Genomic DNA, 17,678 nt, shown 5'->3' with positions numbered 1-17,678 from the left:
CTATAGAATCGAAGGAATCATCGACACGAGACGAACATGGATACTTCGCCCCGCGTGCCCGCCATGCTACCCGAAGAACTGCGACAGTCCCTGCGCAACGCGCAGGACCAGGTCAATGGGCTGGTGCTGGGCAAGGCCCATGAAGTCCGCCTGGCGTTCGTCGCGCTGCTCTCCGGCGGGCACCTGCTGATCGAGGATCTTCCCGGCCTGGGCAAGACCACGTTGGCCCACGCGCTGGCCTCCAGCCTGGGATTGGGCTTCCAGCGCGTGCAGTTCACCTCGGACCTGCTGCCGGCCGATGTGCTCGGCGTCTCGGTTTACGAGGCCACCAGCCGCCAGTTCCAGTTCCACCCGGGCCCGGTCTTCACGCATGTGCTGCTGGCCGATGAAATCAACCGCGCGCCGCCACGCACGCAGAGCGCGCTGCTCGAAGCGATGGCCGAGCAGCAGGTCACGCTCGACGGCGTGACCCATCCGCTGCCCGATCCGTTCTTCGTGATCGCCACCCAGAACCCGGTGGACCTCTCGGGCACGTTCCCGCTGCCCGATTCGCAGCTGGACCGCTTCCTGCTGCGGCTTGCGCTGGGCTATCCCAATCCCGAATCCGAACGCGAGCTGCTGCGCGGCACCGACCGCCGCCACCTGATCGCACAGGCCACCGCCTGCCTGGACGACAACCAGGTGCGCGCCCTGCGCGAGGCGGTCAGCCAGGTGCATGCCAGCGAAGCACTGATCCAGTACGTGCAGGCGCTGCTGGCGCGCAGCCGCCAGCACACCGGCGTGCGGGTGGGCCTGTCGCCGCGCGCGGGGCTGGCGCTGCTGCGCGCGGCGAAGGCACATGCGCTGCTGCTGGGCCGCAGCCATGCGGTGCCCGAAGACGTGCAGACGCTGTTCATTGCGGTGGCCGGGCATCGCCTGGTGCCTGAGGCCGAAGCCAGCACCGGACCGGCGCTGGCCCGCGCCATCCTCCAGACCGTTCCGGTGGACTGAATGCGCAGCGGCTGGGGAGACCGCTGGCGCAGGCTGGTATTGATGGCCCGGCCCCGGCAGCCGGAGAGCCTGCCGCGCCGGCTGGACCGCCGCCGCATCTACGTGCTGCCGACCCGCTTCGGCCTGTTTGTAGCGCTGTTGCTGGTCGCGATGCTGCTGGGGGCGCTCAACTACAACAACAACCCGGCGCTGCTGCTGGCGCTTCTGCTGGCCACGGTGGCCATTGCCAGCACGCTCAGCGCGCACCTGCAGTTGTCCGGCCTGCAGATCGATGCGGTATCGGCCGAACCGGTGGTGGCCGGCGCTACGCTGCGCCTGCGCATCAACCTCTCGCGCGCCGATACGCGCGTGCGTCGCGGCCTGGTGCTGGCGCTGGGCGCCAGCCAGGGACACGGACACCTGGTGGATACCGACCAGATCGAAGTGGACCTGGCGCTGCCCACCACGCGTCGCGGCTGGCTGGACGTGGACCGCATCCGCATTTCCACCACCCAGCCACTGGGGCTGGTGCGGGCATGGTCGTGGGTGTGGCCCGACACGCCGTTGCTGGTCTACGCCACGCCGGAGCAGCAGCCCCCGCCGCTGCCCGAAGGCGATGGCGACCCGCTGCACACCCGCGTGCATGCCAGCGGCGATGAGCTGCACCAGCTGCGGCCGTATCGGCCGGGCGACCCGCAGCGAAGCATTTCCTGGAAACACTCCGCACGCCGCGACACGCTGCTGGTACGTGAGTACGAGAAGCCGTTGGGCGTGGACGTCCTGCTCGACTGGCGGCAGATGGGGTCGCTGCCGCTCGAAGTGAAGATCTCGCGGCTGGCCCGCTGGGTCGACCTGGCCGAGCGCGAAGGTCGCCGTTACACCCTGCAGCTCCCCGGCCAACCGGTGCTGGGCCCCGGCCAGGGCAGCAGCCACCACCACCTCTGCCAACGCGCCCTGGCGCTGATGCCGCATGGCTGATCTCTCCGCCGCCCTGCTTTCCCCTGCCGCCCGTCGCTGGACCCTGGCCAGCGCCGCGCTGGCCCTGGTGCCGCTGCTGCTGCAGCTTCCCCCGCTGCTGGCCGGCGTGTTCGCACTGGCGGCGGTGCTCACCGCCCTGGTATCCGGGCACCGCGTGCTGCCCGGTCCGGTCCGCGTGCTGCTGGTGCTGGGCATGCTGGCCGCGATCTACTGGCAGATGGGTGCCCGCCCGGGCCGCGATACCGGCTGCGCGCTTCTGGCGGCGATGCTGGCGCTGAAATCCAGCGAACTTCGCAGCCTGCGCGATGCGCGCAGCCTGCTGGGCTTTGCGCTGTTCGCTCCGTTCTCGGCGTTCCTGCTCGACCAGGGCCCTGTGACGATGAGCCTTGCGGTGCTGGCGGCACTGGCCACGGTATTGACCCTGCAGCGACTGGCCCGCGCCGAGGGCCAGGCACCCAACGCCCCCCTGGGCAGCCAGCTACGCGACGTGGGCCAACTGGTGGCGCTGGGCCTGCCGCTGGCGCTGGCCGCGTTCTGGCTGTTCCCGCGGCTGAGCGAGCCGCTCTGGGGCCTGCCCGAGCGGGCAGTAGGCAAGCCCGGCTTGTCCGACCACATGGAGCCGGCCGAATGGCTGGACCTGATGGCCGATGACTCCACCGCGTTGCGGGTGAGCTTCTTCGGCGCGATCCCCGCGCCTGAACAGCGCTACTGGCGCGGCCCGGTGATGACCCGTTTTGATGGCCGGCGCTGGGACCAGGACCCGTATGCCGACCAGCGCTCGCCGGCCACGGTCACCCGCGCCACGCCACGCTGGGATTACCAGATCGACTACGAACCCACCGACCGCCGCCAGCTGGTGGCGCTGGACCTGCCGCTGCAGGCGCCCCCCGGCACCACGCTGGATGGCAACCACAGCCTGCATAGCGTGCATCCTCTGTCGGCATTGACCCGCTGGCACCTGCAGTCGGCACCGGCGGGGAGTTACACCGGGCCACTGGACGATTTCCAGCGCAGGGCCACGCTGCAGTTGCCGCCCGATCTCAATCCGCGCACGCTGGCGCTGGGCCGGCAATGGCGGCAGGACGCAGGCAGCAACGACGCGGCGATCGTGGACCGCGCACTGGAATGGATCCGTTCGCGCTTTGCCTACACCCTGTCCACCCCGGCTCCCGGGCGGCACAGCGTTGATGAATTCCTGTTCGACCAGCAGGCCGGCTTCTGCCAGCACTTCAGTTCGTCCTTCGTGGTGCTGATGCGCAGTGCCGGTATCCCGGCCCGGGTGGTGACCGGCTTCGCCGGCGGCCAGCGCAATCCCTATGGCGACTACTACGTGGTGCGGCGGATGGATGCGCATGCATGGGCCGAGGTGTGGCTGCCGCAGCGCGGCTGGGTGCGGGTGGACCCGACCGCGGCGGTGGCACCCGAGCGCATCTACGACACGCTCGAAGACCGCCTTGGCGATGGCGCCGGCAGCACCCTGGAGAGCCGCTGGCTGCAGCTGGGCCAGGTGGGCGATTTCCTGCGCCAGGGCTGGAACGACCTGGTGTTGTCATTCGATGCCAACCGCCAGCGCGAACTGCTGCGCCCGTTCGGCATCGACGCGTTGGAGCCTTCACAGCTGGTGGCCATTTTCATCGCCTTCGCAGGCGCCGCGCTAGGCTGGATGGCATGGCTGCTGGCCCGCGGGGAGCGCGAGCGCGATCCCCTGCTGCGGGCGTGGCACCGGCTGGGGCGGCGTTACGCGCGGCATGGCCTGGCCCGGGAACCTGCGGAAACCGCCACGGACTGGGCGCAGCGCGTCCACCGGCAACGCCCCGACCCGGCGTTGATTCCGCTCAGCCAGCGTTTCGTTCAGGCGCGCTACGCTGGCGCTGAGCTCGACCCTTCACTCGTGCGTGACCTGCACAGGCATCGCCCGTCCACCGGAGCAACCTCATGAACGTCAAGATCCTGCTTCCCCTTGCCGCGTCGCTGGCGCTGGCCGCCTGTGCCACGGCCCCCAAACCGCTGCAGGGGCAGTTCAGCGTGGTCAGCCCACGCGATTCCGTTGCCACCCAGCAGGTGGGCACGCCGGTCCGCTGGGGCGGCCGCATCATCGAAACCACGCCGGGCCAGGGCCAGACCTGCTTCCAGCTGCTGTCGCGCCCGCTCAATGGCAGCGGCCGCCCGAACACCAGCTCCAATGACGCCAGCGACGGCCGCTTCGTGGCCTGCCGTGCCGGCTTCTACGATCCGGCCGTGTTCGAGGAAGGCCGCGACGTGACCTTCATCGGCAAGATCGCCGGCTACGAAAACACCCGCATCGGCGATTACGAGTACCGCCTGCCGAAGCTGGAGGCCGACGTGATCTACCTGTGGCCGGAACAGCGCCAGGTGGATGTGGTGCCGGTCTACCCGTATGGCCCGTGGGGCCCGGGTTGGGGTCCCGGCTGGGGCTACCGCGGCTGGGGCTGGTGGTAACGGTCACGCCAAAAAAAACCGCCCTTCGGGGCGGTTTTTTATTGGCTCAGTGCCCAGGGGTACCGAAATGCCCCAGCGGCGCTCCCGCCAGCAGGTGCAGGTGGATGTGGAACACCGTCTGCCCGGCATGCTCGCGGCAGTTCATGACGATGCGGTAGCCCTCCTGCGCGAAGCCCTCGCGGCGTGCGTACTCTGCCGCCGCCAGCGCCAGCTTGCCGATCAGGTGGGCCTGCGAAGGCTGCACGTCGTCCAGCGTGGGAATGGCTTCGTTCTTGGGAATGAACAGCACGTGCACCGGCGCCTGCGGTGCGATGTCCTTGAACGCCAGCACATCGTCATCTTCGTAGACGATGGTGGCCGGAATTTCGCGGCGGATGATCTTGCCGAACAGGGTGTCTTCAGACATGGGGTCACCTTGAGGGTTGCCGGCAATGCCGGCTGTCAGGTTGCTTCGGTACGGGTGCCGAACGCGTGCGACAGCGTGCCGCGATCCACGTATTCCAGCTCGCCGCCCAGCGGCAGGCCCTGCGCCAGGCGGCTGGGCCGCACCTTGTGCGCACGCGCCAGCTGCGCCAGGTAATGCGCGGTGGCCTCGCCTTCGACGGTGGCGCTGGTGGCGATGATCAGTTCCTGCACCTCGCCCTGCCCCAGCCGTGCTTCCAGCTGGTCCAGGCCGAGTTCGCGCGGGCCGATGCCGTCCAGCGGCGACAACCGCCCCTGCAGCACGAAGTACACGCCGCGGAACCCGGTGGCGGTTTCAATCGCCAGCCGGTCGGCCGGCGATTCCACCGCACACAGCTGCTGGCGTTCGCGGCTGCCATTGGCGCAGACCGCGCAGATGTCGGTTTCGCTGAAATCGCGGCACTGCGCGCAATGGCCGATGCGCTCGATCGCCTTGGCCAGTACCTCGGCCAGCTTTTTACCGCCCTCGCGCTCGCGCTCCAGCACGTGGTACGCCATGCGCTGGGCGGTCTTCTGACCTACCCCGGGCAGCACCCGGAAGGCTTCGATCAGCTGTTCGAGCAGGGGCAGGCTCACGCTTAGAACGGCAGCTTCATGCCAGGCGGCAGCTGCATGCCGGCCGTGGCCGAGCCCATGCGGTTCTTGGATTCGGCATCGATCTTGTTGGAGGCGTCGTTGAAGGCGGCCGCGACCAGGTCTTCGGTCATTTCCGCATCGGACAGGATCGACGGATCGATGCGCACCTTGCGGCACTCCTTGGCGCCGGTCAGGGTCACGCTGACCATGCCGCCGCCGGCGGTGCCGGTGACTTCCAGCTTGGCGAGTTCTTCCTGGGCCTTCTGCAGGTTTTCCTGCATCTTCTGGGCCTGCTGCATCAGTTGGGCGATGTTGCCGCGCATGTCGTGTTACTCATCAAAAGGACGGATGGAATCGGTCACGACCCGGGCGCCATGCTGCTGGATCAGCAGCTGCACCGACGGGTCGGCCATGAAGGCGGTTTCGGCCGCCTGCTGTCGCTCGCCACGCTGGCGGTCGGAACGCTGGTGCAGCGTTTCGGCCTCGGCGTTGCCATGTTCGATCACGATCTTCGGGGTCATCCCGAGCGGGCCCGACAGGGCCTCGGTCAGGGCCGCCAGCGAACGGTCCGAACACAGGTACTCAAATCCGGGCGATACGGCCAGTTTCAAGACACCGTGCTGGAAGCCGATGAAGGCCGCGTGCGCGGCCAGCTGCCGCGACGGACCATTCAGCTGGCTCTGGGCGACCAGTTCCAGCCAGGTTTCGGCGGACGCCAGCGCGACCGGGCCGGCACTGCCGGCCGCAGGCGACGGGGTGATGGCGATGCCCTGCGGGCGCGGCGCGGGCGCCACCGCCTGGACGGGCGGGCGTTCCGGCGGCGCTTCCCACGGTGCGGCCATGGCCGCGTCGGGGCTGGCCAGTTCCACGGCCAGGGCTTCGTCACGGTCGTCGCTGCCAGCCTGGTGCCACGGCGGCAGATCGTCGTCGGCGGCGGGTTCGGCCACCGGGGCAGGTGTCGGCTTCGGCGCAGCGGGGGCAACCACGGGCGCCGCCGGGGCCACCGGCGCCGAAGCGACCACAGGCGCTGCGACGACGGCAACGGGCGCAGCCGCTACGGGCGCGGCTGCGGCGGCCGGCGCGGCGGCCATCCCCCCCTGCTCGGCCCCGCGCGAACCGCTGCCCACGTCGGTACCGGTGCCCGGGTCACGCGGCACCGGCGGTACCGCGGCGGCCGGGCGGAACGCCAGCATGCGCAGTACGGCCATTTCAAAACCGGCGCGCGGGCTGGGCGCCAGGTGCAGGTCGCGGCGGCCACTCAGCGCCATCTGGTACCAGAGCTGCACCACTTCCGGGCGCAGGCGCTGGGCGAAGGCGGCGGCATCGATGCCTTCGCCGTCGGCCTGGGCGCCGGGCACCAGCTGCTGCACCTGGATGCGGTGCAGGGCTTCGGCCAGCGCTTCGAGCACGCCGCTCCAGTCGGGCGAGAATTCGGCCAACGCGGCCACCACCTGCAGCAGGCGCACGCCATCGCCGTCGGCCAGGGCCTCGAGCATGGCCGCCACCTGGGTGCGGTCCACGGTGCCCAGCATGGTGCGCACCACGTCTTCGCGCAGCGCGCCACCGGCATAGGCGATGGCCTGGTCGAGCAGCGACAGGCCGTCACGCAGGCTGCCATCGGCGGCCTTGGCCAGCTGCACGATCGCGGTCGGGTCGGATTCGATCTCCTCGGCGGCCAGGATCCGGGTCATCTGGCCCTGGATCTGGTCCTCGTCCAGCCGCTTCAGGTTGAACTGCAGGCAGCGCGACAGCACCGTGACCGGCAGCTTCTGCGGGTCGGTGGTGGCCAGCAGGAACTTCACGTGTTCCGGCGGCTCTTCCAGCGTCTTCAGCAGCGCATTGAACGCCGCCTTGGACAGCATGTGCACTTCGTCGATCAGGTAGACCTTGTACTTGCCGCGCGAGGGCATGTACTGGGCGTTCTCGATCACCTCACGGACATCGTCCACGCCGGTATTGGACGCGGCATCGATTTCCAGCAGGTCGATATAGCGCCCGGAATCGATATCCAGGCAGGCCGGGCACTGGCCACAGGGATCGGCGCTGGTGCCCTGCTCGCAATTCAGCGACTTGGCGAAAATGCGCGCGATGGTGGTCTTGCCGACCCCTCGGGTGCCGGTAAACAGGAATGCGTGGTGCACCCGGCCGCTGTCCAGCGCGTTGCTGAGCGCACGGACCACGTGTTCCTGGCCTACCAGCTCGGCAAAACGCTTGGGACGCCACTTGCGGGCAAGGACGAGATAGGACATCAGGCCACCGTCTTCATCGGGACGTCCATTGTGCCACGCCTGTCCAGCCCCCCAGCCGGGTGATCGTGGTGCTTGTGCCAATCGCATTCCCCGGCTAGAATCTGCGCCCCTGCAGCGGGTTATCGCAGCAGGTCCGGAGAGGTGTCCGAGCGGTTGAAGGAGCACGCCTGGAAAGTGTGTAAGCGTCTAAACCGCGCTTCGGGGGTTCGAATCCCCCTCTCTCCGCCAGACAAACGCAAAAAGGCCGCCCCCAGGGGCGGCCTTTTTGCGTTTGCCCCGTGGCTGACCTCCGTTCAGCGCCGCGCAGACACGCATGGCGTGTCCCTACAATAGCCCTACCTCCCAACCCGCCCTCCCCCATGTCCGACTGCTGCGGCTGCGGAAAAATCGTCGACGTCGCCGCCCTACAGGCGAAGCAGCGCCGCGTGCTGCGCATCGTGCTGGCGATCAACCTCGCCACCTTCGTGATGATGGCGGCCGCCGCCTGGTGGAGCCATTCCTCCTCCCTGCTCTCCGGCAGCCTGGACAACCTCGGCGATGCACTGACCTATGCGATCAGTCTGGCCGTGGTCGGCGCATCGATGCGCGCCAAGGCGCGTGTGGCGTTGCTGAAAGGGCTGCTGATTCTTGGCGCGGCGATCGCCGTAGCCGTGCAGATCGGCTGGCGTCTCACCCACCCGGCCGTACCGCTGTTTGAAGGCATGGGCATCGCCGGCGCACTCAACCTCGCCGCCAACGGCGTATGCCTGTGGCTGCTGAATCCGTTCCGCAACGGCGACGTCAACATGGCCTCGGCGTGGGAATGCTCGCGCAACGACATTTTCGAGGGTGTGGCCGTGCTGCTGGCCGCCGCTGCCGTGTGGGCATTCGGCGCCGGCTGGCCGGATCTGCTGATCGCAGCGGCACTGCTGGTGATGTTCCTGCGCTCAGCGCTGCGGGTGCTGCGTTTGGCTTGGCGGGAGATGCGGGGTCAGGCAAGCAGCTCTTCGGCGTAGGTCATGCGTCCAAGTGCTGATCAGCAGGATCGGCGGTTGTTTGGGAACCAACCCTACCAAGTGGCGTTCCGCTTGCTCGTGGCGACGTGATGGGTAGGGTCGCATCCCTATCGACCGCCGACGGTGGTCAACACCCGGTAGGGCATGACCACCGAACGAAGCCCGCGTTTGCCGTTACGCGCTCGACACCTTCATCAGCACCAGCCCGCTGACGATCAGCACCGCCGCGGCAATCCGCATCGCGCTGACGTGCTCGCCGAGGAACACGATGCCAATCACGAACGCGCCGACCGCGCCGATGCCGGTCCAGATCGTATAGGCGGTGCCCAGCGGCAACGTGCGCATTGCCAGGGCGAGCAGCCAGAAGCTGGCGATCATGCCGGCGATGGTGATGATGGACGGGGTGAGCTTGCTGAAACCGTCGGACTGCTTCATCGCAAACGCCCAGACGATTTCCAGTACACCGGCTGCCAGTAGATAGATCCAGGCCATGAGGCCTCCTTTGATGGGGCCAGGCCGTCCTGGTCGTTGATGCCCGATGCGGGGGAGGCCGTTCCTCCAGATGTGCAGGCATTCTAGCCGCTGGGGGTCGGGGTGGCGTGAGTTGGATGTTTGGGGCTACACGGGATTCAGCTATCCGTGGGACACGCGTGGCGTGTCGCTACGCGTGGGCGGGCGTCGGGTGGCTGGCGTTGCTGGCAGCGGTTGGGATAGAATGCGTGGCTGCACTGCGGGACCTTGTCCTGCCTGCACTCGTCTCTATGGCGGCCCCGTCGGCCCCTCGCGACGCTAGGTCGAAAATCCCGCCAGGGCCGGAAGGCAGCAACGGTATCGATCGACGCGGGCGCCGAGGTCAGCCGGCGGGGCCGTCACCCGTTTGGGCCTGCCGAAAGGCGTCGGCCATGCCGGGCAGCCACGCAGGGCGTGGCTCTACGGCGGGGTTGCCATTGGCGCCGTTGGGGTGGACAGCATTACGCGCTCTCCCGGCACTGCCACCTGGTGCCCGCGCTGGCGCAGCGCTTCGCCGTCGGCGTCGCTTGCGTAGTGGTAGAGCATCATCCGCGCCTGCAGTTCGGCGCTGTACTCGCGTTCGAGATCGTCCACGCCGGTGTGCGACGGGTTGCCGTGCAGGCCGCAGTCGTGCGCGATCAGTTCGTTGTCGGCCGCGTAGCGCGCCAGCATTTCCGGAATCGGGCGGGTGTCGCCGCTCCAGACCAACGCGCCCTGCAGGCGCAGGCCGTAGGCGGTTTCCGGCCAGTGATGGCGGACCGGGAACACTTCCAGGCGCACGCCGTCATGCCAGAACGCCTCGCCCACCACGATCAGCTGGAAGGCATCCCAGAAGTTGGCGCCACCTTCGGCCAGCACATTGGGGTAGTCGGCCACGCGCCGGTGCAGCAACGGCACCACGGTGGCCGGCACGTACAGCCGGATGCGGCCGCGCCGCTGAGGCGAGAAGTAGGCATCCACGAACAGCCGCTCGAAGCCGGCCACGTGGTCCAGGTGCACATGGGTGACGAACAGGGCTTCGGGCATGCGCCCGTACTGGGCCAGGTAAGCGGTGAGCCCCTCGCCGCCGCAGTCGATGGTCAGCCACGGCTGGCCGCCGCGCTCGATCACCGCCATCGGCGAACCCAGCTGCACGGCCGACGCATTGCCGACCCCCATGAAGCGCAGTGCCCAGTCCATCAGTAGCCCCGGTTCCAGGCCAGGTCGTAGGCCCGACGCAGGCGCGCGAAGTCCTTCTCGACCTCGTCGTGGCTGCGCTCGCCGCGCAGCTTCACCAGCGACCGGTGCAGGCGCTTGAGGTTGCGTTCGCGCCAGGCCGTGGCCGGGATGCGCTGCACGCCGCGGTCGAAATCGATCAACCAGCCGTGGCCGTTGGCATCGAACAGGATGTTGTGGGCGTTGAGATCGGCATGGTCCAGTCCAGCGCGGTGGAAGCGCGCGATCAGCCGGCCGGTCTCTTCCCAGGGCGCCCCCCGCCCCGCCACCAGCGCGCGGTCGGCCAGCGAACGCACGCCTTCCAGGCGCTCCATCAGGATCGCGGCGCGGTAGCGCATGCCTTCGCGCATGTAGAACGCGGCGATCGGGCGCGGCACCGGCAGCTTCAACGCGCGCAGGGCGCGCATCAGGCGGAACTCGGCGAAGCTGCGGGTGCGGTTGGCGCCCCGCCACAGGTACTGGTCGTGGCTGAGCTTGGCCGCCATGCCGCCGCGCAGGTACTGGCGCAGCACGCAGTGGCCGAACGGCGCATCGACGAACCAGGCCCCGCCACGGCCACCATCGCCGACCGGGCGCGCCCGGTCGCCCCAGTGCCCCGGGGAGAACAGGCTCATCTCGGCTTGCCGCAGCCGTTCGCGGTCGAACAGAATGGCACCCATGCCGCGTCCATCGCGGCAGGGCGTCAGCGCTTCAGTGGCGTCGAATGCGACCATTCCTTCGAGTCTAACAACACCATGGCATCAGCGTCCTCTTCCTTGTGTCTTTTGCGTTTGTCCGCGCTGGGCGATGTCACCCACGTGGTGCCGCTGGTGCGCACCCTGCAGCAGGCGCGGCCGGGGACCGAACTGCACTGGATCATCGACAAGGCCGGGCACAAGCTGCTGGACGGCCTGCCGGGCGTGGTGTTCCATGCCTACGACAAGAAGACCGGCCTGGCCGGCATGCGTGCCCTGCGCGCGTCGCTGCCGCCGGGCCGCTTCGAGGCGCTGCTGCAGATGCAGGTGGCCTTCCGCGCCAATGTGCTGTCGGCGTTCGTCCCGGCCGCGCGCCGGATCGGCTACGACAAGGCACGCTCCAAGGACCTGCACGGTCTTTTCATCAACGAACGCATCCCCGACCGTCCCGGCATCCACGTGCTGGATGCGATCGGCAGCTTCTGCGAACCGCTGGGCATCCGCCAGACCGAGGTCAGCTGGGACCTGGCGATCCCGCCGGCGGCGGTGGAATGGGCGCAGGCGCAGTGGCAGGACGATGGCCGGCCGGTGCTGATGATCTCCCCCTGTTCCAGCCACGTGCGCCGCAACTGGTATGCCGACCGCTACGCCGCCGTGGCCAACCACGCGGTCGCGCGCGGCTGGCGGGTGGTGCTGTGCGGCGGCCGCAGCGCGCTGGAGCGCGGCATGGCCGACGCCATCCAGGCCCAGCTGGACACCCCGGCACTGGACCTGGTGGGCAAGGACACCCTCAAGCAGCTGCCGCCCCTGCTGGCCCGCGCGGCGCTGGTGATGACCCCGGATTCGGGCCCGATGCACATCGCCAACGCGATGGGCACCAAGGTGCTGGGCCTGCACGCGGCCAGCAACCCGCACCGCAGCGGCCCCTATTCCGACCGGCGCTACTGCGTGGACCGCTATGACGACGCGGCGAGGAAGTTCCTGGGCAAGCCGGCCAGCGAACTCAAGTGGGGCACCAAGGTTGAGTTCGACGACGTGATGCAGCTGATCACGGTCGAAGACGGCATTGCCGCCTTCGAACGCTACGTGGCCGATCAGCCGCGCCCGCTGTAATCCTTGTAGGACTTCTCTTCGACGTAGACCGAGCCCAGCGCCAGGTTGATGTCCTTCTTGATCCGCGCGCGCTGGTCGTTCTTCTGGTAGACGCTGCGCGCCAGGGCGACGAACGCCCCATCAAACTCAGCGGCCTGGTCCTTCAGGCGGATGTTGTCCTCGATATCCCAGAGCTGCTCATTGATGTCCTTGAGCTCGGCACGCAGCTCAGCGATGTCCCGGCTCCCAGCCGCGTGCCCCATCCAGGTCTTCTCCAGCGCACTAAGCTCAGCCCGGATGTTGGCCAGCTTGCCCGGATCACTGATCCGCTCGGACTTGATCTGCAGGATCGAGATCTTGTCGAGCAGCTCACCAAAGGACACGGGGACAGAAATTTCAGCGGTCATAGGGAGATGTTCCGTTTCGAATAGCCCCAGTTTAACGAACGCAACGCGAGCGAAGCGTTCGCGCCCATCACCGTTCACATACTCCAACGGAGGAAGAAGCCCCTCTGTTGAGGGGCTGCCCCGACAGGGGCGGGGAGAGGAAGCAATGCGGGGGCAACGGCGCAACGCGCCGTTGCAATCCCCCCCTCGAACGTCAGAGACGCAAAAAAGGCCACCCAATGGGTGGCCTTTTTCGCGTGTCTGGCGGAGAGGGGGGGATTCGAACCCCCGAGGCGCTATAAACGCCTGCCTGATTTCGAGTCAGGTACATTCAACCGCTCTGCCACCTCTCCAGATGGTCCCCGGCGAACCGGGGAGCGAATAATACGGTCAGGAGCCGCCGACGGCAAGCCATTCCCGCGCTTCCGATGAATTTCTTCTGTATCGATGCCTTGCCGGATGTCCGCAGGGCCGCGATCATGCCGTTATCCCTCAGCAATACACTCCTGGCCTGCGCACCTCCATGATCGAATTCGGACACCTGACCCACCCTGGCCTGCGCCGTGACCTCAACGAGGACACCTACTACGGGGACGGGGAGCTGGCACTGTGGCTGGTGGCCGATGGCATGGGCGGGCACGCCTGTGGCGAGGTGGCCAGCGCGCTGGCGCGCGAGACCATCGTGCGCGAGATCCGCCAGGGCGCCACGCTGGCGCATGCGATCCGGGTGGCCGATGAGGAAATCATCCGTACCTCGCGCCGCCGCAACGACAGCCTGCCGATGGGCACCACGGTGGTGGCCGCCCGGGTCCAGGGCAACCGCTATGAAGTGGCCTGGGTCGGCGACAGCCGCGCCTACCTGTGGCGCGACGGCAAGCTGTCGCAGCTGAGCCAGGACCACAGCGTGGTGCAGGAAATGGTGGCGCAGGGCAACCTGACCGCGGAGGAAGCGCGCGCCCACCCGCACCGCAACGTGGTGACCCAGGCGCTGGGGGTGACCGACCCGGCCCACCTGAACGTGGCGACCACCGCCGGCGAGCTGCGCCCCGGCATGCAGCTGCTGCTGTGCAGCGACGGGCTGACCGAGGAAGTGGAAGACACCGGCATCGCCCGCACCCTGGCCTACGACGACGCCAGCGCGCAGGAATGCGTGGATACGCTGGTCGCCGCGGCGCTGGATGGCGGTGGTTCGGACAACATCACCGTCATCCTGGTGCGTTGCCACTAAAGCTTACGCGACGGCCTCTTCCACCTTCGGGCCATCCCAGATGGCATGGCCGGCCTTCTTGCGCAGCTTGGCCAGGCGCGCTTCGTGCGCCTCCCGTTCCGAGGCCGTTGCCATCACGCGCGGGCGCGGCAGCAGGCGGCTGGTATCGAAGGCCTGCGCGTGCGCGGTTCCCGGGCGGGCGTCATCGGCCGAACCGAAGCCGATTTCCTCCTGGCCGGAGGTAAGCGCGATGTACACATCGCCCAGGATCTGCGCATCCAGCAGGCCGCCGTGCAGCTGTCGGTGCGCGTTGTCCACGCCCAGCCGCTTGCACAGCGCATCCAGCGAGTTGCGCTGGCCCGGATAGCGCTCGCGCGCCATCTTCAGCGTATCGATCACCGTACAGCGGTCGGTGATCCTGCCGTACTGGTCGCCCAGCAACGACAGCTCGTAATCCAGGAAGCCCAGATCGAACGCGGCGTTGTGGATGATCAGCTCGGCGCCGTCGATGTAGGCCAGGAATTCTTCGGCCACCTGCGCGAACACCGGCTTGTCGGCGAGGAACTCCAGGGTCAGCCCGGTGACTTCCTGCGCACCCTGTTCGAACTCGCAGTCCGGCTTGAGGTACTGGTGGAAGTTGTTGCCGCTCGGGCGGCGCTCCAGCAGCTCCACGCAGCCGATTTCGACGATGCGGTTGCCCTTGCGCCATTCCAGGCCGGTGGTTTCGGTATCGAGGATGATCTGACGCATGGGCTTAGTGTACCGGGCCGGCGGCACGGATCCGGATCGCGGCGTCGCGCGCCAGCGTATCCACCCGCTCGTTGTCCGGATCGCCGGAATGGCCCTTCACCCAACGCCAGTCGATGCTGTGCTTCTGGGTGGCGGCATGCAGCCGCTCCCACAGGTCGCGGTTCTTGACCGGGTCGCCGCCGGCGGTCTTCCAGTTCTTGCGGATCCAGCCCGGCAGCCACTGGGTCAGGCCCTGGCGCACGTACTGCGAATCGGTGAACAGCACGATCTCGCACGGTTCGGTCAGCGCTTCCAGGCCGGAGATGGCCGCCATCAGCTCCATCCGGTTGTTGGTGGTGTGCGCTTCGCCGCCGCTCAGCTCGCGCTCGTGGCCCTTGTAGCGCATCAACGCGGCCCAGCCGCCGGGACCGGGGTTGCCAAGGCAGGAGCCGTCGGTGTGGATTTCAATGGTTTTCAATACAACTCCAGATCAGGTCGCCACGGTGCCGTGCCAACGGCGTACCGGCAGTGGCGTAGGTCCTGGCAGGGCCAGGGTGCGTTTTTCGGCGGTGAACAGGCAGGCCGCGCGCAGGGCGGCGATGCTGCCGCGCTCGGGCGCGCGGTCGCGCCACATCGGGCCCAGCCAGGCCAGCTCGTCGCAGGCCAGCCCAGCCCGCTCCAGGGTGTGGCGCAGCCGCTGCGGCGTGCGCACCACCAGCCCGTGGCGGCGCCACTGGCTGCGGTACGGGCTGAACGGATTGAGCGTTGACAGCCACAGCCGCCCGCCAGGCATCAGCACCCGCGCGCATTCGCCGATCAGCTGTTCGGCGTCGCGGGCGGTGACGTGCTGCAGCACGATGGCGTTGAGGCTCTCGCTCTGGAACGGCAGCGGCAGCGCGCAGGTGACGTCGCCGGTGTAGCCGCCGGCGCTGCGGTGCAGGCGCACGCCCTGCCCCGGCAACGCGGCATCCTCCAGCCACGCCGGGGTCGGCGCGATCCACAACCAGGGGTTCAGCGGGTACGAGGCCAGCACCGGTTCCAGGGCCTTGCGCTCGAGCTCACGCAGCGCCTGCGCCGGTTCAGTATCAAACCAGGATGCGACGGAAGCTTGACGGGGGCTCGGCGCGGCGGGCATGGTCCAATTCTATGCGACTGACTGCCCTACCCGCATTCGCGGACAACTACATCTGGGCGCTGGTCGCCGACGACGGCCGCGCGATCGTGGTCGACCCCGGCCAGGCCGCCCCCGTGCTGGCCGCCGCAGCGCAGCAGAACTGGCGCCCGCACACGGTCCTGCTCACCCACCACCACGACGACCACATCGGCGGCGTGGCGGAGCTGCAGGCCCGGTTTCCGGGGCTGGAGGTGATCGCCCCGGACGATCCGCGCATTCCCGGCGCCACCCGCCGGGTGGGCGAAGGTGAACGCATTCAGGCACTGGGGCTGGAGATGGACGTAGTATCCGTGCCCGGACACACCCGGTCGCATGTCGCATTTCACAGCGCTGAACATTTTTTCAGTGGCGATGCGCTGTTCAGCCTGGGCTGTGGCCGGATGTTCGAAGGTACGCCACCCCAGCTTCTGGCTTCCCTGCACAAGCTGGCGTCCCTGCCGCCGCACCTGTTGTTGTGCTGCGGCCATGAGTACACCGTGTCAAATGCCGTCTTCGCGCGGCATGTCGACCCCGCCAACGCCGCGCTCGCGCGACGCCAAGAGGAGGCACTGGCCATGCGCCGCGATGAACGCCCCACGCTGCCCGTTACGTTGGCAAGCGAGCTGGAATGCAACCCGTTCCTGCGAACCGATACACCCGCTGTCCGCGCTGCCGTCAGCCAGCACCTCGGTCGTCCCGTCACCGATGAAGTCGATGTCCTGGCAGGTCTGCGGGGCTGGAAAGACGGATTCCGAACATGAGTCGGCGATGGTTGCCGCTCGCGGCAGGCCTGGCGATCGCCATCGCCGGCACCGCGGGCGCCCAGTCGTTGAGTGCGGGGATGTCGCAGAACGTGGCCGGCTTGTCGCAGTTGCCGCTGGACGGCGCTGCCCTGCCCCCCGCTTCGGTCCGAAATGGCCAGGACATCTTCGCCAGCTTCCGCGATGGCCTGGCCGAACCGACCTGCGATGTCGAGGCCACCAGCCCGCGCTGGCAGAAGCAGTTCGCCCACGCGCCCTCGCGCCTGGCCAACCAGGATGACGATGCGCTGGTGCTGTTCGGCTATGTGGTCGAAGAGCTGCGCGCGGCCAACCTGCCCACCGAATTCGCGCTGATCCCGTTCGTGGAAAGCGGCTACCGGCCCAACGCGCGCAATGGCGCCGGCCCGGCCGGGCTGTGGCAGTTCATCGCCTCCACCGCCAAGAACCACCGCGTGCAGATGACCAGCGGCTACGACGGCCGGCTGTCGGCGGCCGATTCCACCCAGGCCGCGGTGCGCTACCTCAAGACCCTGCATGGGATGTTCGGCGGCGACTGGCGCCTGGCCACCATGGCCTACAACGCCGGCGAGTACCGGGTGCTGCAGTCGCTGCGCAAGGCCGGCATGAACGCGCAGAACGCGCGCCCGGCCGAACTGCCGGGGCTGTCGCCGGTGACCTATGCGTACGTGGAGAAGCTGCACGCGCTGGCCTGCGTGCTGGAAGACGCTGAAACCACCCCGACCGTGATGGCGTCGCTGGACCGCACCGTGCCCGTGCTCAAGGGCCACACCCTGCCGGCCGGCACCAGCGTGCAGCAGTGGGCCGCACAGCGCTCGCTGGACCCTGCGCGCATCGCCCGGCTCAATCCGGCCCTGGCCAGCGGCAAGGGCCGCCCCAGCGGCCAGGTGACCGTGCTGGCCCCGGCCACCCACGCGCCGGTGGATCCTTCGGTGATGCTGGCCAAGGCCGATGCCCCCGTCACGGACACGGTCAGCCCGCGTACGGAGACCCAGGTGTCCAGCCGCAGCGTGGCCAGCGCGGACCGCCCGAAGGCGCGCCGCCACACCGTGCGCAACGGCGAGTCGGCCTGGACGATCGCCAAGCGCTACGGGATGCCGCTGAAGGCGCTGCTGTCGTTGAACAACCTGAGCGGCAGCAGCGTGCTCAAGCCCGGTGCGGTGTTGCGCGTCGAGGATTGAGCCGGTTGGGTCGAGGAACAAAAAAAGGCCCGGCATTGCCGGGCCTTTTTCGTATGCGCTCAG

At 68.4% G+C, this 17,678-nt stretch carries 20 protein-coding genes, 2 tRNA genes and 1 other RNA gene; 11 read left to right on the top strand and 12 right to left on the bottom strand.

Annotation, left to right across the window (positions count from 1 at the left end):
• Positions 1 to 36 precede the first annotated feature (36 nt).
• The 4 genes from NMB40_RS02265 to NMB40_RS02250 are packed head-to-tail and all read left to right on the top strand — an operon-like array spanning position 37 to position 4,407.
• Complete coding sequence (locus NMB40_RS02265; RefSeq protein ID WP_282247305.1) at positions 37 to 990, top strand: AAA family ATPase; 954 nt, start codon at positions 37 to 39, stop codon at positions 988 to 990.
• A complete protein-coding gene (locus NMB40_RS02260) occupies positions 991 to 1,947 on the top strand; it encodes a DUF58 domain-containing protein (protein WP_494359996.1) in 957 nt (318 codons plus the stop codon).
• The gene (locus tag NMB40_RS02255) at positions 1,940 to 3,886 is read left to right on the top strand and encodes a transglutaminase TgpA family protein (RefSeq protein WP_494359995.1); all 1,947 of its coding nucleotides are present in this window, start codon (positions 1,940 to 1,942) and stop codon (positions 3,884 to 3,886) included. The genes NMB40_RS02260 and NMB40_RS02255 overlap by 8 nt, the downstream gene beginning before the upstream one ends.
• Positions 3,883 to 4,407: a Slp family lipoprotein gene (locus NMB40_RS02250; protein ID WP_068849617.1), complete on the top strand. Its 525-nt coding sequence runs from the start codon at positions 3,883 to 3,885 to the stop codon at positions 4,405 to 4,407. The genes NMB40_RS02255 and NMB40_RS02250 overlap by 4 nt, the downstream gene beginning before the upstream one ends.
• Before the next feature lie 46 nt (positions 4,408 to 4,453).
• Here NMB40_RS02250 and NMB40_RS02245 read toward each other — a convergent pair whose 3' ends face one another.
• Genes NMB40_RS02245 through dnaX form a run of 4 tightly spaced genes read right to left on the bottom strand, consistent with a single transcriptional unit; the run spans position 4,454 to position 7,694 of the window.
• Positions 4,454 to 4,813 carry a histidine triad nucleotide-binding protein gene (locus NMB40_RS02245; protein WP_494359994.1) on the bottom strand — a complete coding sequence of 120 codons (360 nt, stop codon included), beginning with the start codon at positions 4,811 to 4,813 and terminating at the stop codon, positions 4,454 to 4,456.
• A gap of 35 nt (positions 4,814 to 4,848) precedes the next feature.
• Positions 4,849 to 5,445 (bottom strand): recombination mediator RecR, encoded by a 597-nt coding sequence (gene recR / locus NMB40_RS02240; protein ID WP_282247032.1) that lies wholly within the window; start codon positions 5,443 to 5,445, stop codon positions 4,849 to 4,851.
• Positions 5,446 to 5,447: 2 nt separating this feature from the next.
• Positions 5,448 to 5,768, bottom strand: a complete 321-nt coding sequence (locus NMB40_RS02235; RefSeq protein ID WP_068849611.1) for a YbaB/EbfC family nucleoid-associated protein — start codon at positions 5,766 to 5,768, stop codon at positions 5,448 to 5,450.
• 6 nt (positions 5,769 to 5,774) lie between these two features.
• Complete coding sequence (dnaX, locus tag NMB40_RS02230; RefSeq protein ID WP_494359993.1) at positions 5,775 to 7,694, bottom strand: DNA polymerase III subunit gamma/tau; 1,920 nt, start codon at positions 7,692 to 7,694, stop codon at positions 5,775 to 5,777.
• 135 nt (positions 7,695 to 7,829) lie between these two features.
• Between dnaX and NMB40_RS02225 the strand changes: the two genes are divergently transcribed.
• Both NMB40_RS02225 and NMB40_RS02220 read left to right on the top strand, forming a co-directional pair.
• Positions 7,830 to 7,922: transfer RNA gene (locus tag NMB40_RS02225), tRNA-Ser, on the top strand.
• 131 nt (positions 7,923 to 8,053) lie between these two features.
• Complete coding sequence (locus NMB40_RS02220) at positions 8,054 to 8,689, top strand: cation efflux transmembrane domain-containing protein (protein ID WP_494359992.1); 636 nt, start codon at positions 8,054 to 8,056, stop codon at positions 8,687 to 8,689.
• A gap of 174 nt (positions 8,690 to 8,863) precedes the next feature.
• Here NMB40_RS02220 and NMB40_RS02215 read toward each other — a convergent pair whose 3' ends face one another.
• Entirely contained in the window at positions 8,864 to 9,181 is a 318-nt protein-coding gene (locus NMB40_RS02215) for a DMT family transporter (RefSeq protein WP_214900485.1), read from the bottom strand.
• Between the two features lie 278 nt (positions 9,182 to 9,459).
• On the opposite strand from NMB40_RS02215, the gene ffs reads away from it, so the two are divergent.
• An RNA gene (gene ffs, locus NMB40_RS02210) (signal recognition particle sRNA small type) lies at positions 9,460 to 9,556 on the top strand.
• Positions 9,557 to 9,619: 63 nt separating this feature from the next.
• Here the strand turns inward: ffs and NMB40_RS02205 are convergent.
• Both NMB40_RS02205 and NMB40_RS02200 read right to left on the bottom strand, forming a co-directional pair.
• On the bottom strand, positions 9,620 to 10,378 hold the full coding sequence (locus NMB40_RS02205; RefSeq protein ID WP_448142098.1) for an MBL fold metallo-hydrolase: 759 nt from the start codon (positions 10,376 to 10,378) through the stop codon (positions 9,620 to 9,622).
• Positions 10,378 to 11,127: a 3-deoxy-D-manno-octulosonic acid kinase gene (locus tag NMB40_RS02200; protein ID WP_068849604.1), complete on the bottom strand. Its 750-nt coding sequence runs from the start codon at positions 11,125 to 11,127 to the stop codon at positions 10,378 to 10,380. Before NMB40_RS02200 ends, NMB40_RS02205 begins: the two co-directional genes overlap by 1 nt.
• A gap of 21 nt (positions 11,128 to 11,148) precedes the next feature.
• Between NMB40_RS02200 and NMB40_RS02195 the strand changes: the two genes are divergently transcribed.
• Positions 11,149 to 12,201 (top strand): glycosyltransferase family 9 protein, encoded by a 1,053-nt coding sequence (locus NMB40_RS02195; protein WP_494359991.1) that lies wholly within the window; start codon positions 11,149 to 11,151, stop codon positions 12,199 to 12,201.
• Here the strand turns inward: NMB40_RS02195 and NMB40_RS02190 are convergent.
• Both NMB40_RS02190 and NMB40_RS02185 read right to left on the bottom strand, forming a co-directional pair.
• Positions 12,183 to 12,587 carry a DUF6165 family protein gene (locus NMB40_RS02190; protein ID WP_494359990.1) on the bottom strand — a complete coding sequence of 135 codons (405 nt, stop codon included), beginning with the start codon at positions 12,585 to 12,587 and terminating at the stop codon, positions 12,183 to 12,185. The two genes, NMB40_RS02195 and NMB40_RS02190, sit on opposite strands and share 19 nt — an antisense overlap.
• Positions 12,588 to 12,828: 241 nt before the next feature.
• Positions 12,829 to 12,919, bottom strand: a tRNA-Ser gene (locus tag NMB40_RS02185).
• 170 nt (positions 12,920 to 13,089) lie between these two features.
• Between NMB40_RS02185 and NMB40_RS02180 the strand changes: the two genes are divergently transcribed.
• Positions 13,090 to 13,794: a PP2C family protein-serine/threonine phosphatase gene (locus NMB40_RS02180; protein WP_494359989.1), complete on the top strand. Its 705-nt coding sequence runs from the start codon at positions 13,090 to 13,092 to the stop codon at positions 13,792 to 13,794.
• Between the two features lie 3 nt (positions 13,795 to 13,797).
• On the opposite strand, the gene dnaQ is transcribed toward NMB40_RS02180, so the two are convergent.
• From dnaQ to NMB40_RS02165, 3 genes are read right to left on the bottom strand one after another with little or no spacing between them, the layout of a single operon-like run.
• Positions 13,798 to 14,523 carry a DNA polymerase III subunit epsilon gene (gene dnaQ, locus NMB40_RS02175; protein ID WP_494359988.1) on the bottom strand — a complete coding sequence of 242 codons (726 nt, stop codon included), beginning with the start codon at positions 14,521 to 14,523 and terminating at the stop codon, positions 13,798 to 13,800.
• A 4-nt stretch (positions 14,524 to 14,527) separates the two neighbouring features.
• Positions 14,528 to 14,980: a ribonuclease HI gene (rnhA, locus tag NMB40_RS02170; RefSeq protein ID WP_068849587.1), complete on the bottom strand. Its 453-nt coding sequence runs from the start codon at positions 14,978 to 14,980 to the stop codon at positions 14,528 to 14,530.
• 12 nt (positions 14,981 to 14,992) lie between these two features.
• Complete coding sequence (locus NMB40_RS02165) at positions 14,993 to 15,637, bottom strand: hypothetical protein (RefSeq protein WP_494359987.1); 645 nt, start codon at positions 15,635 to 15,637, stop codon at positions 14,993 to 14,995.
• 11 nt (positions 15,638 to 15,648) lie between these two features.
• Between NMB40_RS02165 and gloB the strand changes: the two genes are divergently transcribed.
• Both gloB and NMB40_RS02155 read left to right on the top strand, forming a co-directional pair.
• Positions 15,649 to 16,416, top strand: a complete 768-nt coding sequence (gene gloB, locus NMB40_RS02160) for a hydroxyacylglutathione hydrolase (protein ID WP_494359986.1) — start codon at positions 15,649 to 15,651, stop codon at positions 16,414 to 16,416.
• On the top strand, positions 16,413 to 17,615 hold the full coding sequence (locus NMB40_RS02155; RefSeq protein WP_494359985.1) for a lytic transglycosylase domain-containing protein: 1,203 nt from the start codon (positions 16,413 to 16,415) through the stop codon (positions 17,613 to 17,615). Before gloB ends, NMB40_RS02155 begins: the two co-directional genes overlap by 4 nt.
• Positions 17,616 to 17,678: the final 63 nt, after the last annotated feature.

It is taken from the genome of Stenotrophomonas sp. FBCC-B152 (genome assembly GCF_059134105.1).
This window is presented reverse-complemented; position numbering and strand designations above follow the sequence as displayed.

Bases quoted from the DNA above. Each gene is read 5' to 3' on its own strand.
- NMB40_RS02260 (WP_494359996.1), top strand. From the start codon at position 991: ATGCGCAGCGGCTGGGGAGACCGCTGGCGCAGGCTGGTATTGATGGCC.
- NMB40_RS02235 (WP_068849611.1), bottom strand. From the start codon at position 5,768: ATGCGCGGCAACATCGCCCAACTGATGCAGCAGGCCCAGAAGATGCAG.
- gloB (WP_494359986.1), top strand. From the start codon at position 15,649: ATGCGACTGACTGCCCTACCCGCATTCGCGGACAACTACATCTGGGCG.
- NMB40_RS02215 (WP_214900485.1), bottom strand. From the start codon at position 9,181: ATGGCCTGGATCTATCTACTGGCAGCCGGTGTACTGGAAATCGTCTGG.
- NMB40_RS02265 (WP_282247305.1), top strand. From the start codon at position 37: ATGGATACTTCGCCCCGCGTGCCCGCCATGCTACCCGAAGAACTGCGA.
- NMB40_RS02220 (WP_494359992.1), top strand. From the start codon at position 8,054: ATGTCCGACTGCTGCGGCTGCGGAAAAATCGTCGACGTCGCCGCCCTA.
- NMB40_RS02155 (WP_494359985.1), top strand. From the start codon at position 16,413: ATGAGTCGGCGATGGTTGCCGCTCGCGGCAGGCCTGGCGATCGCCATC.
- NMB40_RS02190 (WP_494359990.1), bottom strand. From the start codon at position 12,587: ATGACCGCTGAAATTTCTGTCCCCGTGTCCTTTGGTGAGCTGCTCGAC.
- NMB40_RS02165 (WP_494359987.1), bottom strand. From the start codon at position 15,637: ATGCCCGCCGCGCCGAGCCCCCGTCAAGCTTCCGTCGCATCCTGGTTT.
- NMB40_RS02205 (WP_448142098.1), bottom strand. From the start codon at position 10,378: ATGGACTGGGCACTGCGCTTCATGGGGGTCGGCAATGCGTCGGCCGTG.
- NMB40_RS02195 (WP_494359991.1), top strand. From the start codon at position 11,149: ATGGCATCAGCGTCCTCTTCCTTGTGTCTTTTGCGTTTGTCCGCGCTG.
- dnaQ (WP_494359988.1), bottom strand. From the start codon at position 14,523: ATGCGTCAGATCATCCTCGATACCGAAACCACCGGCCTGGAATGGCGC.
- NMB40_RS02250 (WP_068849617.1), top strand. From the start codon at position 3,883: ATGAACGTCAAGATCCTGCTTCCCCTTGCCGCGTCGCTGGCGCTGGCC.
- NMB40_RS02180 (WP_494359989.1), top strand. From the start codon at position 13,090: ATGATCGAATTCGGACACCTGACCCACCCTGGCCTGCGCCGTGACCTC.
- NMB40_RS02200 (WP_068849604.1), bottom strand. From the start codon at position 11,127: ATGGTCGCATTCGACGCCACTGAAGCGCTGACGCCCTGCCGCGATGGA.
- dnaX (WP_494359993.1), bottom strand. From the start codon at position 7,694: ATGTCCTATCTCGTCCTTGCCCGCAAGTGGCGTCCCAAGCGTTTTGCC.
- NMB40_RS02245 (WP_494359994.1), bottom strand. From the start codon at position 4,813: ATGTCTGAAGACACCCTGTTCGGCAAGATCATCCGCCGCGAAATTCCG.
- NMB40_RS02255 (WP_494359995.1), top strand. From the start codon at position 1,940: ATGGCTGATCTCTCCGCCGCCCTGCTTTCCCCTGCCGCCCGTCGCTGG.